Source organism: Moritella sp. 28 (assembly GCF_018219435.1).
GTDB lineage: Bacteria > Pseudomonadota > Gammaproteobacteria > Enterobacterales > Moritellaceae > Moritella.
In genome coordinates this window covers 4,029,849-4,044,183 of record NZ_CP056121.1, presented here as the reverse complement: position 1 = coordinate 4,044,183, position 14,335 = coordinate 4,029,849, and the positions used below count along the sequence as shown (strand labels likewise).

Here is a 14,335-nt window from a genome sequence, read left to right as displayed (position 1 = left end):
TCTTGAAGCTATGCCACTATATTATCTCTATTCAATCATGCTGAATTTGTGTACATTGACATTTTATTGCTAAATTCGGACAGTATATGGCGTTACCTAATATCGCTTTAGATTTTGATTCAGACAGATACGTAGAAAGTGTCAATGCATTACGTACTTCAAGTTTTGAACGTGGTCAGGAAATGCCAGTTCATCAACACGTGAAGTGTCAGTTAGTGATGCCGTTGACAGGCTTTGTCCGTTGCTCAATTGCGGACGCTATATGGATGGTTCCTGCAAATTGCGCCGTATGGATCCCAAGCCAAGTGCTACACAGTAATCATATCTCGTTAAGTTCAGATGTTTGTATGTTATTTGTTGATCCTGATATTCCCGGCATACCCGATAAAAGTTGCACACTATCGATCTCTCCGTTACTACGCGAACTTATTATTAGCTTGGCAAGTAAGAATCAGGACTATGCATCTGATGACGCGACCGTGAGACTCACGCAAGTATTGATTGATGAACTGATCTGTATGCCGAAAGAGCACTTTGATTTTCCTATCCCCGCAGAACCGAGACTTAATAAGATTGCTCATCTGTTATTGGCTAATCCCGCGGATCGTAAAACAGTAGGGGAGTGGGCGTCGTTATTTGCAATGAGTGAAAGAACATTTTCTCGATTGGTGAAGAAAGAGGTCGGCATGACGTTTGGGCGTTGGCGTGGGCAACTTCATCTGGTCATGGCATTGCAAAAATTATCCTCAAATGAATCGGTACAGCGGGTATCAGAAGATTTAGGCTATGAGTCGGTCAGTGCCTTTATTACCTTTTTTAAGAAGACGTTAGGCAGACCACCGAAGCAATATATGAGACAGTCAGTTTAAATATGAAGGACTGGAAAGGGTAAACGATTATCGTAGTCACTGTTTAGCTTTAATGATTAAGGCTTATTTCAATAAGCCTTAATCTGGTTCAAGAGTTTGTTATTAATAATTATTTTTTAAATACCAGATTAATATTTAATGGAATGATATCAGAAAGGGCAAGACCACCGACCGTAGCTGAAAGCTTGGTTAAGTTTTCTGTTGGGATACTAAAATCACTGGCTCTCACGATAACGGGGGCGTACGAACTGACAGTGATGGCATTCTTGGTTTTAGTTATGATAACAGGAAAGTTAAATGTCTTTGTCTTACCGTAGAAAGAAACAGCGGCAGGTACAATCGCTTTTCCGATATCTTGCTTAAAAGTGGCTAATTCAAATTGTCCGTTAATCGCAATGGTTGGATTTATTGCAGAGTTAAAGAATAGTGAATTAAGGCGATCATTACGGATTGAAACACCAGTATCTACATTTACTACTGGCACTTTAACTTCAAATTTACCGCGTTCATCCAAGCTGCCTGTTAGTCCACTGATGGTTGCTGGTTCAACCACAAATTGTTTTTTAATCGTGGCAAAACTTACCGATGATAAGTCACTCACTACATTAAATGTGTCTGCGGCAAATGACTGAAATGAAAGCAATATGAAGGTTAAGAATATTTTAATTTTCATGTTTATGTTCCTTAATTAACATTATTAAAACCCTGAGTGTACAATGAAAGGTATAGTAAAGTCGTCGACCATTAAATAATAGGTAGCTTGGTCTCTATCGTTGACGGTATTTTAGGCATTTCATCCACGACCAAAACTGGAACAATATTTATTAGCTTCGACTTTTCGATATTAGTATATCCTTAACGTCTTACCATAACATCAGTCGATATTTTTGAGTAATATCACATGGTTATCTTTATATTGTGAACACTGTCAATTATATTCATGAAAGCAATATGGTTTTATTATGCTCTTATTGGTAATTTGTCTTTGTTCATTAAATGGGCATGGCTATCGAACAATCTTTTTAATTTTGGGGTTATGATGTTTTTGCAATATGGCCGTTTTGGATCGCTGTAGTAATAGTTTTGAATGGATTCGTCAGACAGTTTGAATTGGTTAAATGTATAAGCGCGAGTGATTAATGGCGTGTCAAATTCATCTTGGAGTAATGCGAGGTTGTGTTTTATTTCGGTCATTTGGTAGGGTTCCATTGCATATACAGCACTCCGGTATTTAGCTCGCATCGAATGGATTTTGGTACTGCTGTGAGTATGTAAGTGAATGGCAATTATATTTTTTAAGCTGATGACTTCGGGCATGTAAGTAACAATAATCCCTTCTGAAAACCAGTCGTGTTCACCAACGGAAGACAGCCAACCTTGTTCTACTTTTGTCACTCCGTGCAAAGATAAAAAGATAGCCTCTGTACACCAATAACATGTGCCACTGAGACCGATTGTTTTAATTGTATTATCCATCATCCTTCCTTGTTTAATCTTGTCTATATAACAAACCCTGTGGTTAATTGAATGCGAAACAAGGTTTAAACCCATTTAATTATGGACCATATAAATGTGACGGAATAAGGTTTTACTCAATTAGTTTTTATAAATCTGATTGCTCTGTCTCGAAATGGAGTAACATGAAACTGATCTCTGGATTTGAGGACGTTGTCTGAAAAATAAAATCTACGTTATGATGGTTAGTTGATGATCTTATATGGCGAGTGCTCTTTTGAATAACTACAAATTATTACCGGCGTTAATTGCGATATTACAAACGCGTAACCTGACCGAGTCTGCACGACAGCTCAATGTCACTCAATCGGCAATGAGCAAAGCCTTAATGCAAATTCGCGCGGCGTTTCATGACAAGATCGTGATCAGAGAGGGCAATCAGTTTGTATTGACACGTAAGGGCGAAGCGTTAAAAGCGCAATTACCCGTATTGATGCAGACGTTAGATAATTTGTATTTACCGAGTGAGATGGATCCAAGCCGATGCCAACGTCAATTTACCTTAGCTTCTAGTGATTATGTTGCGCAAGCGATCTTACCGTCAATATGTTGTGAGCTTGCTCTCAATGCCGCTAGTGCTAGTGTTGAATATCAATTGTGGCATAAAGACAAGTTAACCGAGTTGGCTGACATGCCGCTGGATCTGGTGAGCACGATTACGGATTTTGTGCCTGAGAACTTACATGGAAAAAGTATTGGTGAAGATCAGCTGGTGGTTGTATGTCGCCGTCAGCACCCTTTGTGTTTGAGTGATGAGTTATCGGTGACTGAGTATATCAATGCGAAGCATGTACTGATCAGTGGTGGTGGCGATAAAGACAGCCCCGTTGATTTAGCCTTGTCGACATTGGGTGAGCAGCGCCTGGTTTTTGCATCAGTACCCTTCTTTCAATCGGCGATTGAGCTGTTATTAAAAACTGATACCTTATTGACGACGCCACTACACATTGCGGCTGATTTTGCACAAACATACGATCTTCGGGTCATGCGACTGCCTATTACGCTTAAACCGCAGCAATATTACCTGTTATGGCATGCGAAACACCATCAAGATCCTGAGCATACTTGGTTCAGAGAATTATGTTTTCCCTTCTTAAACAAGCATCTTGAGCGTACCAAAATCATAGGTATGAAATTACTTCATGCTAATAAGTCGTAAACGCAATTTTAACTCATGCTTTGGCTGTATTAATATGAGGGTAGATAAGGGCAATTGATTATCCTTATATAACAATATAATAAACGAGGAGTTGGAATGGAATTAACTGCGTGGATGTCTTTAGCGCTGATCTGCATGATGGGGGCGATGACGCCGGGTCCGAGTCTGGCGGTGGTGTTAAAGCATACTATCTCGGGTGGTCGTGTTAATGGTGTTGCAGCCAGTATTGCTCATGGTGTGGGTGTTGGTGTGTATGCCACGTTAACAGTGGTCGGTTTGGCTATTGTGATCCAACAAACACCGTGGTTATTTAATGTGATCAAATATGCGGGCGTTGCCATGCTACTGCGCTTGGCTTACAAAGCGCTAACCTCAAAACCTACATTGGATGATGTGGATCAGCAAGAGGAAGCGGTGACCTTAAAAGAGAGTATTGTACAAGGCTTTATGATCGCGTTTCTTAATCCTAAATTAGCGATTTTCTTTTTGGCCTTGTTCGGTCAATTTGTCGAAGCGGATGCGGGTTGGTTACAAAACCTGATCATGGTGGGTACGGTATTTAGTATTGATACCTTGTGGTATTGCATCATTGCGATTGTATTATCGCAATCATCATTACTCGCTAAATTAAAAAATAATGTGCACAGGATTGATAAGGTCACTGGTGTGGTCTTACTGGCTGTCGCAGCTAGAGTCGCAATCTAGGCTTTATATAGAAATATAGAAATATAGAAATATAGAAATATAGAAACAAAAAAGCACCACAATTTTTCCTGTCAATAACAGTCGTTGTGGTGCTTTTAGGTATTTTAGGGTATTAAAACCGTCTGTATAATTACGCTGTTAAGGTTACTTTACCAACCGCTTTTCCTGATCCTAAGTGATTGTGCAACGTCCCAAATTGAATAGTCGATTTCATCAATAATTGGCAAAGATACTTTCGCCTATTTCAGCAATTGCTTTATTAAGTTGACTGATTGATTTTCCTGTTTGACCCAGATAGATAGTTATGATTAGTGGTTGGCGTTTACTTGACCAAACTGCCGCTGTAATGCCTCTTGAACCATGATTACCGTCGTATCCAGACCTATCGGCAATAGACCATTGCGTTGGTAAGACTACCCGTAGAAGTGAATCCGATACTTTATTATTCATCATCCATTGTTTTAATTTTTGTGTTGATTGTGTCGAGAGTGCACCGTGGTAGAGTAGTGCTGAAAGCGTGCTAGCCATAGCATTTGGGGTTGTTGTATCACGAATCTCATTAATATCTACGTTATTAAGAAAAGGTTCGATACGATCTAATCGGGTCGTTTGGTCGTTAAGCCCGCGTATGAATGATGTTAGCGCTTGAGGGCCTCCAATATGACTTAGGATTATGTTTGCGGCGGTATTATCACTGGTTAACATAGTTGCTGCGCAGATCTCGTCTAATGTCATGGTTTTACCGACCATCGTTTTGGTGATCGGCGCATAAGATAAAATATCAGATTGCTTGATAGTGACAGGAGTATTGATATTTATTTTTCCATTATCTGCGTCATTGAGTAATTTGGCACAAGCTAATGTTTTGAATGTACTCATTAACGGAAAACGTTTGTTACCATTGTAATGCCATTGCTGGCCTGTTTTGAGGTCGAGTACAGAAATACCAATACCTGAGCTATTTTTTGCATTTCCGATCAATTGCTGTTCCACTTTTTTTATAGTAGATAGTGATACGGTAATAGGGTTATCTGACGTGATTAAGGTTGCTGAAATTGCAGGTATTGAGGTAAACAGTATACTGATGAAGATAACACTATTTAAAAATGTACTAAAAATATGTCGAGAGTTCAAACTAATATCCTCTGATTTATGAATGTATAACGATATTATAAAGTATAAAAGTGGCAATGATGTGCCGAATTATGTCAGATTGTGTCAATTTTATGATTGATGTACGGTGTTGAATCACATTACACGGTTAGAGTGGTTTTATTGAAATTGAGTGAACTGCGAGACACAAATTTAAGTGCAAAGACTAAGCTCACCATCATGGTATAAATAATACTTGTCGCAGCAAGCACCGGCCACCATCCTCCGATTTGCCAACAGTAAATAAGAATAAAGCCACCAATACTACCGCCTGAATAGTACATGACAAGGTATAGCGCGGTTGCGGTTGATTTACCTTGTGTCGCACTGCGGCCAATATGGCTGTAAGCGAGAGCATGAATAAAGAATGCGCCAGCGCTTAATACTAATAAACCGATAATGATTGTCAGCATCGTTTGCTGCGATAGGATGATGAGCCCGACTAGGCTAATGCCGATCCCGAGTAATAGCCCGCTGAATAGACTATGTGCGTGCATCCAGCGTCCACTTAATTTTGCTGATAATGTGCCGCTGAGGTAACACAAGAACAGCAGTGATAATAAGCTGGCAGGTAAAGATATGGGCGCGGCAGATAACTTGAATCCCATCACTGAAAAAATATTAATGAATACCGAAAAGTTGAGCCCTCCAATCAACATTGCAAAAATCAGATTCGGGTTTTTAACATGCCTGACGATTTGTACTACATGATGCAGTAACCTACCTTGTCGGCCGATAAAGTGGCGTTGTTTTAATATCAGCGGAAATATAATGAGCAGTGCTATACCACTGAGTATCGACATCACAAGCATCGTCCACTGTATACCAATTGCATCGGTCATGACGCCGCCATATATGCGGCCAATAATACCACCTAACGTATTGGCACTGATGTAACCGCCAATTGCGATCAACATTGCTGGTGGCTCTAATTCTTCAGCCATATATGCCACTGCCACGGCAATAAATCCTGCCAGTGCAATGCCAAGCAATGCACGCAGTAATATTAATGTGTGTAGATCTGCGCTAATAAACATTAAAAAGTTAATACAGGGGATCAGTATTAAACTGCAACGCATAATCGGTCTGCGGCCAATTATTTCAGATAAGATTGCCCAAGGCAGTAAGGACAAAGCGATCGCTAAGGTGGTGCTAGAGAATAACCAGTTAACTTGTAATTCAGTGGCGTTAAACTTGACCATGAAATACGGCAGTAGCGGCTGAAAATAATATAAATTGCAAAACACCAGAAATGAGCCTAGTCCAAGCCCTAAGGTTACTTTTTTATAGTCTTGAGAATGCAGTGCAATCATTCATTAATCCTGCTGATAACTAAGGTAAATAGTTAAGGGAGTAGCATGATCTGCTTTATTAGGGTCATGCGGTACTAACAATGCTTATAGACTAGCGATCTAATGCTAATATGAAAAATATATAAATATCATGGAAGGTATCTATTTTAGTTATGCTTAATTCTAAAATACTGCATTATTTTGCCACGATTGTTGCACTGGGCAGTTATACCAAGGCGGCCGGACACTTGGGCATTGCTCAATCTGCGCTGAGTATTGCGATGCGTAAATTTGAAGATCAAATAGGTATGCCATTATTGATCCGCAGTAGTAAAGACACGTAGAACCAAAGCTAAGTTTCATGTTAATAATACTCCGCTATTGTGACGTTGCATTATCAATATATCGCTTCACTTCGTCAACCTTGTGTACCCAGTCGTAGGTACGTAAAGCATCATAGTCAATAGGATAATCCTTCATTTAAAGAGCTAATCGCTTATTTAACTTCAGGTTCACGAATGTCCTGATAGTGTAATTAATCTTATTTACTCGTTGAGGCTAGGTATTAATTTACCACTCCAAGTACCAGTCGATGAAAAATTAAAGGGAAGTTATAATGAAAAAGTTACAAATTATCAACCAGAAGGTTATTAAGTCAGGTTTTGCACTCTCGTTAATCGGCGCCAGTATCTTATTACCGGCCCAGGCGGAAGTTATCGTGGAACCAGTGGATTATGATACGGTTATTGGTGTAAATGGTCAGTTTATTGATCTGGACTCTGGTAAATTTTTACTATATCAGGAAGAGTGGTTTAAAATTCAGAGTTATGTTGAGGAAGCACTGCGTTTACCGATAACAAAAATATCGATGATAAATGCTTTTGGCATCCCGAAGGATGTTTCATTCAACACTTTTCAGGCGTTACTTGATGAGTATATTAAGGTTAATGCCACTGCCGATTCTTGGAACCGGAAGATTTATCCGAATATGGTCAGCCTCGCATTGAAGTTAAGTAACTATGCTGATGTCCATAGCCTGTTTATGGTGCCGCTGGTCAACTCCTTGGCTGCGATGCAGGATGCCGTTGATAATAAAAATTATGTTGAGGCTGAAAATAAGCGGGCGGTCGCGATTGCCCTGCTTAATATTCTGAAATCTTATGCTGAAACGCGCCAAACGGATACCGAGCAGGCCGAAGAGGATTTACTGGACTTTGCTGCTAAAATTGCCATGCAAAGCGGGCAGTTAAATACTTTGCGTTCTACCCATGCCGAATACTTAGAAGACGACGGTAGTGATCTTAAACAGCAGATTTCCGAAATTCAGACGCGTGTTGAGCAGCTGAATGCCGAATACGATAAATATGTTACTATTGCATCTACCACGGTAACATATGCTTGGGTGCCGTTTTACGGTATTTTTGCTGCAGTACCAGTTGCGGGTATTTATGGCGATAAGGCGGAAAGGGCACGTAAGGAACGTAACCAGTTAAAAGACGACATTAAGACGCTTCAAGAGAAGCTGAGTTACCGGGAAAAAATCTATATTTCTTACCAAGAGTCATATAATAACATGATTAATATAGAAAATAAGATCCGCGTTGCTATTCCTCATGTCAGTAAGCTAAAAGGACACTGGCAGGGAATTAATGCCGATTTTAACACTATGTTAGATTTGATAAGTTCTACTGAAGGTCCAAATGGTTTAGGTAATGCTACGGCGCTTGTTGCTAGCTTAACCGCCAATGCGTCAGTTGGCCAAATCCAGATAGAATGGCAAGAAATTTCTGACAAGGCGGCCAAGTTTGCGCAAAATGCCTACATAGTTGTTGGCGACGAACCATTGTAATTTATAAGCTTACAGCCATTGGGTGCCTATTAATTTGGGCGCCCGGTGGCGATATCAAATCAAAAAGTGCTTATTTTTTCCAGAGCAATAGCCCGTTTGCCATTATCTTTTAAAACTAATCGAGCCGGCGGAGGTTTTAACTCTAGAGTATCTACTTTAGGGCTTTTGCTTTGACCACGCGAAAGAGATTTTATTATGTTTAAATCATTTTTACCCTCAACGCTCGTTATTTCATGCCTGCTTTCTTATCATGTAGAAGCTACCGACTGGACCGAATTATATGGATTGAGCGAGCCCGCCAACTTGCCCCAGACATTTTTTACTAAAAACGAAGAGATTTCATCTACTGCTATGCTGGCTGCAGATCTGTATATCGATCTAACGCAAACTTTAGGTAATGCGCAAATTGGATCAAAAAAACCGACGACAATTGTTATTGTCGCCGATACTGTTGAAGTGTCAGACAACTTTGTCTTAACCCTAAAAAATCAGTCTTTGTTTATTTTTGCTAGGCGTATTATTGGCAGTGGCCGAGGTACCATTAGTCTAGATAGTAAAGGCACTGAACTGATCGGTGTTTTTGCCGAAGAAGTCAGTGCTAATCTCAGCGCACTGGTTGTATATTCTGATGGTCGTTATGAGCTGGATGCGATCGAAAGTAATAAAAGTGGTAGTGGTCAGTTGATCAGTCTTTATTCAGACAGGCACCAGGTGCAAACAGTTAGCGGTGATATCAGCGGATATCTACAGCAAAATCTAGAAGGACATCAGCAAGTCTTTGAAAAGGCATTTGATATGGCGGCGTCTGTATATGATCAAGATCCTACTTTGAGCATTGCCATGTTAACTTGGTTGGAAAAAACCTTACGTGCAGCACCTACGGTAATGGCAGAGCACCCTTTTATTGCCAATTTGTATCTGCAAAGTGTGAACCTGAAACAATTTACCGAATTTGCAAACAAAGCGAATAATTACGTGCCTTATCTGGATGCAAGCCTTTACCAGAACACCTATGCTGGTTATCTCGATACCATGGTCGATTATCAGACACAATTCGAACGTTTCTCTGATCAAAACAAAACAGCACAGGAGCGAAAAAATGCTGCAGGCTTAATGTCAGCCAATCTTGATGATGCTATCGCCGCTGAAACAGAAATTGTCGATCTAGTCCGTGATAAAATTACTAAAATAGAAAGTTCACGTTCCTCGATTGAGAAGCTGTTTTCCGCTCAAAAATCCAGTGTATTTCGTGCTAGATCTAATTTTTTGGTCGGCTTAGAAAACTGGAAGACGAAGCAAGAGTTATTGGTCGCATTAGAAGTATTTACTGCAGTGGCTACTCTGGGTTCAGCTGTTGCGGGATCTTTTGTGGGCTCTGCTGAGGGTCTAAATGCGCTAGCGAAAGATATTCCCGATACCGCTTATGAGCTGACAGAGTTGGCAATTAAGATCAAAACCGTAGCGGGTGTGCTGGAGAAAGTCACCAGTGCGGTCAAAGGCATGGCGGACCTGACCACTACCATCAAGCGTGATCTGAAATACGATAAAATTGCACAAAGATTTGAAGGTTTAAGTTTTGATATTCCGTCTTTGCATGAAAGTAATAATGCTTGGGAAATCTTGTTGATTGATGTCAGAACCCAGCTACGTTGGGCTGATAGTTTAGGTGTTGTCGGCGCTGCCAGTTATCTGGCTGAGCTGGAAAAACTAATCGTGTACGGTAAGTCTATCAATGCAGTTCAAATAGAGCTTGTACAGGAGCAATCTCGTATGGTTGAGCTGTTGATCGCTTCTGAAGTCAATACAAACCAAGTAATGCGTATCGAAGACCTTATCGCCGATATTGAAACTGATTCGCTAGTCTTGGCGGAGCTTGAAACGAAATTTTATCGCTCGTTAAACAGTTTAAAACGACCTATGTTTATTGCTTTGGCCAATTATGAAGCAGCATTTAATTACTGGGGACTTACATCAAGTAAGGTGACACCGTCGTTAAATAAAAGCTATCTAAATTACAAGCTGGATCTGGCAACCTTAAATGATGAATATACCAATGCTTTAAACAGCTTTTCACCTTCACCACAGGATTTCTACATCAATAGCATCGAAATTACCGATGAGCAGCAAATTGCTGATTTTGCCGCCGACGGCGCTTTGAGCGTTAATATTGCTCAAGACCATCCTGCTTTCAGTTTATTTGAACGTGTTCGTCTGGATACTGTGCGCGTGATCCTTCAAGGTGAAGCATTACCGACTTCACAGGATTATTTTATTGATATCAGAAGTAATGGCGAATATCAGGATCGCTGGCAGAACAATCAATTTACCTTTAATGCCAATCCATTATATCGCTTGTTCGGCTATCAGCTAGACAACGGCGCTGTCGATGATACCCAATTCAGTATCATTTCCGACGGCAGTGTGGCGGATAAGTTCGAATTTGCATATTTCGAGCCGACACCGTTTTCAACCTGGTCGTTTAAACTGCGCAATGCGCAAAATTTTGATTTAAGTAAAGTGCAAAGCATCCGCTTGGAGTTTTCGGGCAATGCTATTCCTAAAATGTAAGAGTCTGGGCAACAGCAGGTTCTATATTGCCCCGCATATTTATCAACCAGAAGGTTATTAAGTCAGGTTTTGCACTCTCGTTAATCGGCGCCAGTATCTTATTACCGGCCCAGGCGGAAGTTATCGTGGAACCAGTGGATTATGATACGGTTATTGGTGTAAACGGTCAGTCTATTGATCTGGACTCAGATAAATTTATTTTCAGCGACTGTGGTTGGACCTAAATGGGTATCATAAGTATGGATTTTAACTAACCCACTAACGGGAGAAGAGCCAATGAAATGTATAGTGATAGATGCGATGAATACACTTATACATTAGAACCCCCCTTTAATTTACTAATGTTTTATAAAACACAAGGTATGAGCGGCTGAAAATAATATAAATTGCAAAACACCAGAAATGAGCCTAGTCCAAGCCCTAAGGTTACTTTTTTATAGTCTTGAGAATGCAGTGCAATCATTCATTAATCCTGTGTATAACGAATATAATAGGGGAACAGGTAGCATGATCTACTTTATTGTGGTCATGCCGTGCTAACAATGCTTATAGACTAACGTTCTAATGCTAATATGAAAAATATATAAATATCATGGAAGGTATCTATTTTAGTTATGCTTAATTCTAAAATACTGCATTATTTTGTCACGATTGTTGCACTGGGCAGTTATACCAAGGCGGCAGAGCGTCTTGGTATTGCGCAGTCTGCGCTGAGTATTGCGATGCGTAAATTTGAAGATCAAATCGGTATGCCATTATTGATTCGCAGCAGTAAAGGTGTAGTCGTGACCAAAGAAGGGGAAGTTCTGCTTGCACACAGCAAGGGTATTCTTGCTCGTATTACTGATGCTGAAACCGCGTTACATGATCTACGGGGTTTAGATCAAGGGGAGGTTAACATTGGTATTCCGGGGATGATGGGCTCGTATTTCTTTCCCGAGATCTTAATGGCCTTTAAGTTTAAGTACCCGAATTTAAACTTAAGCATTATGGAAGGTGGCACGCAAACGATTAAAGAAAAGTTACTCTCGGGTGAGTTAGATCTTGGGGTGATTGTCGATGATCATATCCCTGACAGCTTACAAGTTCAGCGTTTTGTTCGTCCACAAATGGTCGCGGCAGTCGGCAGGAACCATGCCTTAGCAAATGCGAAGTCAGTAACTTATGCAGACTTTTTCACTCACGAATTAGTGATGTTTAAGGCCGGATATTTTCATCGCGAAGTGATTGATGGCCTGTGTAAGGCGAATAATATGACCGCCAATTACTCCTTTGAAACAAACTTGATCACCATGATCCTCAATATCGTTAAAAATGAATTTGCCATTACCGCGCTGCTTGAGTTAGTCACAGATCAAGAAGCGGATGTTAAAGGCATACCGTTTGATCCGCCTATTTATTTGGATCTGGCACTCGCGTGGCGTAAAGATGGGTATTTGTCTTTGGCTAATAGACGCTTTGTTGAATTTACCCTTGCGCAGGTGAGTGAATAGAAAATCTTTAATAGCCCATTTTTATATGCAGGTCTATTGACTGTGGTATTAAGTTTAAAGATAAAGAATACGTTAGCTGTGGTTTTTATAGGTATGTGTGCTTTCATGATACTTAGATTTACGCTATAAAGTAGTAAAGGGAGAAATATGCAGATCACGACTCAACGTTTAAGTATGTGTCAAATAACGGAACAAGATTGGCCGTTATTTTTACGTTTACATACAGAATCGCGTGTGATTGAAAAATGTTTTGATCAACCAAGTGACGATGATATTCGTGTTAAATTTGAATCACGTTTACCTAATTGGTCTGTTACTTCTGGTGCTTGGTTATGTTTGGTGATCACCGATGTTGAAACCAATACGGCAGTTGGTATCACGGGTTTTGATTATGATGGCCGATCTGCAGAAGTCGGTTATCTGTTATTACCGGAATACTTTGGTCTGGGTTATGCCACTGAGTCATTACTTGGCGTTATCGCTTGGGCAATGCGAGTGCACCTTATCTCAGTCTTTCAAGGTATCGTGACTGAAGGTAATGTTGTTTCAGAAAAGGTGTTGGCGAAGTGTGGTTTTAAGCTTGATGAAGTGATACCACAAGCATATAGCATAGGTGGTGTTTTATATGCAGATTGGATTTATAAACTAAATACAAGTTCACAAGCTTAATGTTGTGAACTTGTATCTAGCTGTTGAGTATGTTTTTAGCTAGTTTGCTCGTTTTTTATTATTGGATTCACCAGCCAAGGCGCTAAATTTGTCGCCATGGTTATTTCAGAGTCATCTAACCATTGGTATCGTTTAGTGTACATTTTACGTTTGGTTTTTTTCAATGTCAGTGGGTCTTTTCGTGGCGTAGACACAGACAAACCAAAAAAGTATGGGTCTATTTTTGTTGCTTCAAATTCGTCCCACAAGCCATCATAATCAAAGGTTATTACTTTTCTTTTCGAGATAATATAATTCAGTGCTTGATAGACATGACCTTTATTAGAAATAGCTTTGACTTCACTAATACCTAAAATACGTGCCAACATTAATGCCATTTCAACTAATAATGATTTGGTGCGTAATCCGTGTAATGATTTAGTTAGTTCTTTAATTAGCGCATGACGGTTTTCTATTTCCTCACTAGCACCTTGCAATGCCCCAATGTGCATTGTTTTAGTATGGGTACCGGAAATGTTACATGTTAAAGTATAAATATTTTGATATTTTTCGTTAACCAAACGAATACCAAGGCCACCTTCACGGCTAGACCCTTGATATAACATAACGTAATATTTCTGTCCGCTTAAACTTTCAAAATCTAAGATGCTAATACCTTTACTTGAAACCACAGTACTCGCGTGTGTGCCAAAAGTATCATCAATAAACAGATAATGTTCGGTTAAATATTTAATTCGTTCTGTACTTGACCAGTTAGCGCATATGTAGGGCTTTAGCGGCTTTTCCATGATTCTAGGGTTGTTTTTAAATACTGGTTTTAAATTATCTCGGGAAAAAAGATCTGCCATCGCATTGACTGATTTACCGTTTTTTAACGCCCAAAAAGAGAACCTGACTTTTTTTTGTATTTTTTTAATCCCTTTTGCATTCGGGTAAATCTGATCGGCTAATTCAAAGATGTTAATTGTAGACATCGATTTTTATTCCTAGTTGGGCTGTTATTTATACTTTAAAGTGAGGTTTATTACATTGTTCAGTATTAATGTCTTACGATATTAATACCT

At 39.8% G+C, this 14,335-nt stretch carries 14 protein-coding genes and 1 pseudogene; 10 read left to right on the top strand and 5 right to left on the bottom strand.

Annotated elements, in window-relative coordinates; translation table 11 throughout:
- Positions 1-182: 182 nt before the first annotated feature.
- On the top strand, positions 183-869 hold the full coding sequence (locus HWV02_RS17830; protein WP_211690619.1) for a helix-turn-helix domain-containing protein: 687 nt from the start codon (positions 183-185) through the stop codon (positions 867-869).
- Positions 870-978: 109 nt separating this feature from the next.
- Here the strand turns inward: HWV02_RS17830 and HWV02_RS17825 are convergent, their stop codons facing one another.
- Complete coding sequence (locus HWV02_RS17825) at positions 979-1,542, bottom strand: YceI family protein (RefSeq protein WP_211677028.1); 564 nt, start codon at positions 1,540-1,542, stop codon at positions 979-981.
- Between the two features lie 287 nt (positions 1,543-1,829).
- Positions 1,830-2,348 carry a peptide-methionine (S)-S-oxide reductase gene (locus HWV02_RS17820; protein WP_255550530.1) on the bottom strand — a complete coding sequence of 173 codons (519 nt, stop codon included), beginning with the start codon at positions 2,346-2,348 and terminating at the stop codon, positions 1,830-1,832.
- A 238-nt stretch (positions 2,349-2,586) separates the two neighbouring features.
- Here HWV02_RS17820 and HWV02_RS17815 point away from each other — a divergent pair, with 238 nt between their 5' ends.
- Together HWV02_RS17815 and HWV02_RS17810 are read left to right on the top strand one after the other, a co-directional pair.
- Complete coding sequence (locus HWV02_RS17815; RefSeq protein WP_211689016.1) at positions 2,587-3,543, top strand: LysR family transcriptional regulator; 957 nt, start codon at positions 2,587-2,589, stop codon at positions 3,541-3,543.
- 96 nt (positions 3,544-3,639) lie between these two features.
- Complete coding sequence (locus HWV02_RS17810; protein WP_211689015.1) at positions 3,640-4,248, top strand: LysE family translocator; 609 nt, start codon at positions 3,640-3,642, stop codon at positions 4,246-4,248.
- A gap of 213 nt (positions 4,249-4,461) precedes the next feature.
- Here HWV02_RS17810 and bla read toward each other — a convergent pair whose 3' ends face one another.
- A complete protein-coding gene (gene bla / locus HWV02_RS17805) occupies positions 4,462-5,313 on the bottom strand; it encodes a class A beta-lactamase (RefSeq protein WP_370629438.1) in 852 nt (283 codons plus the stop codon).
- Positions 5,314-5,501: 188 nt separating this feature from the next.
- Positions 5,502-6,713 carry an MFS transporter gene (locus tag HWV02_RS17800; protein WP_211689011.1) on the bottom strand — a complete coding sequence of 404 codons (1,212 nt, stop codon included), beginning with the start codon at positions 6,711-6,713 and terminating at the stop codon, positions 5,502-5,504.
- A gap of 152 nt (positions 6,714-6,865) precedes the next feature.
- Here HWV02_RS17800 and HWV02_RS17795 point away from each other — a divergent pair.
- The 7 genes and pseudogenes from HWV02_RS17795 to HWV02_RS17765 all read left to right on the top strand — a co-directional run.
- A pseudogene (locus HWV02_RS17795) lies at positions 6,866-7,027 on the top strand (LysR family transcriptional regulator); the annotation flags it as partial.
- A gap of 281 nt (positions 7,028-7,308) precedes the next feature.
- Positions 7,309-8,541: an alpha-xenorhabdolysin family binary toxin subunit A gene (locus tag HWV02_RS17790; protein ID WP_211689008.1), complete on the top strand. Its 1,233-nt coding sequence runs from the start codon at positions 7,309-7,311 to the stop codon at positions 8,539-8,541.
- A gap of 195 nt (positions 8,542-8,736) precedes the next feature.
- Positions 8,737-11,109 (top strand): hypothetical protein, encoded by a 2,373-nt coding sequence (locus HWV02_RS17785; protein ID WP_211689006.1) that lies wholly within the window; start codon positions 8,737-8,739, stop codon positions 11,107-11,109.
- A 26-nt stretch (positions 11,110-11,135) separates the two neighbouring features.
- Positions 11,136-11,333, top strand: coding sequence for a hypothetical protein (locus HWV02_RS17780; RefSeq protein WP_211689004.1), 198 nt, complete (start codon positions 11,136-11,138; stop codon positions 11,331-11,333).
- 390 nt (positions 11,334-11,723) lie between these two features.
- Positions 11,724-12,602, top strand: a complete 879-nt coding sequence (locus tag HWV02_RS17775) for a LysR family transcriptional regulator (protein ID WP_211689002.1) — start codon at positions 11,724-11,726, stop codon at positions 12,600-12,602.
- A 42-nt stretch (positions 12,603-12,644) separates the two neighbouring features.
- The gene (locus HWV02_RS23055) at positions 12,645-12,731 is read left to right on the top strand and encodes a hypothetical protein (protein ID WP_370629437.1); all 87 of its coding nucleotides are present in this window, start codon (positions 12,645-12,647) and stop codon (positions 12,729-12,731) included.
- 18 nt (positions 12,732-12,749) lie between these two features.
- Complete coding sequence (locus HWV02_RS17765) at positions 12,750-13,271, top strand: GNAT family N-acetyltransferase (RefSeq protein ID WP_211689000.1); 522 nt, start codon at positions 12,750-12,752, stop codon at positions 13,269-13,271.
- A gap of 35 nt (positions 13,272-13,306) precedes the next feature.
- Here the strand turns inward: HWV02_RS17765 and HWV02_RS17760 are convergent, their stop codons facing one another.
- Positions 13,307-14,245, bottom strand: a complete 939-nt coding sequence (locus HWV02_RS17760) for a VirK/YbjX family protein (RefSeq protein ID WP_211688998.1) — start codon at positions 14,243-14,245, stop codon at positions 13,307-13,309.
- Positions 14,246-14,335 lie beyond the last annotated feature (90 nt).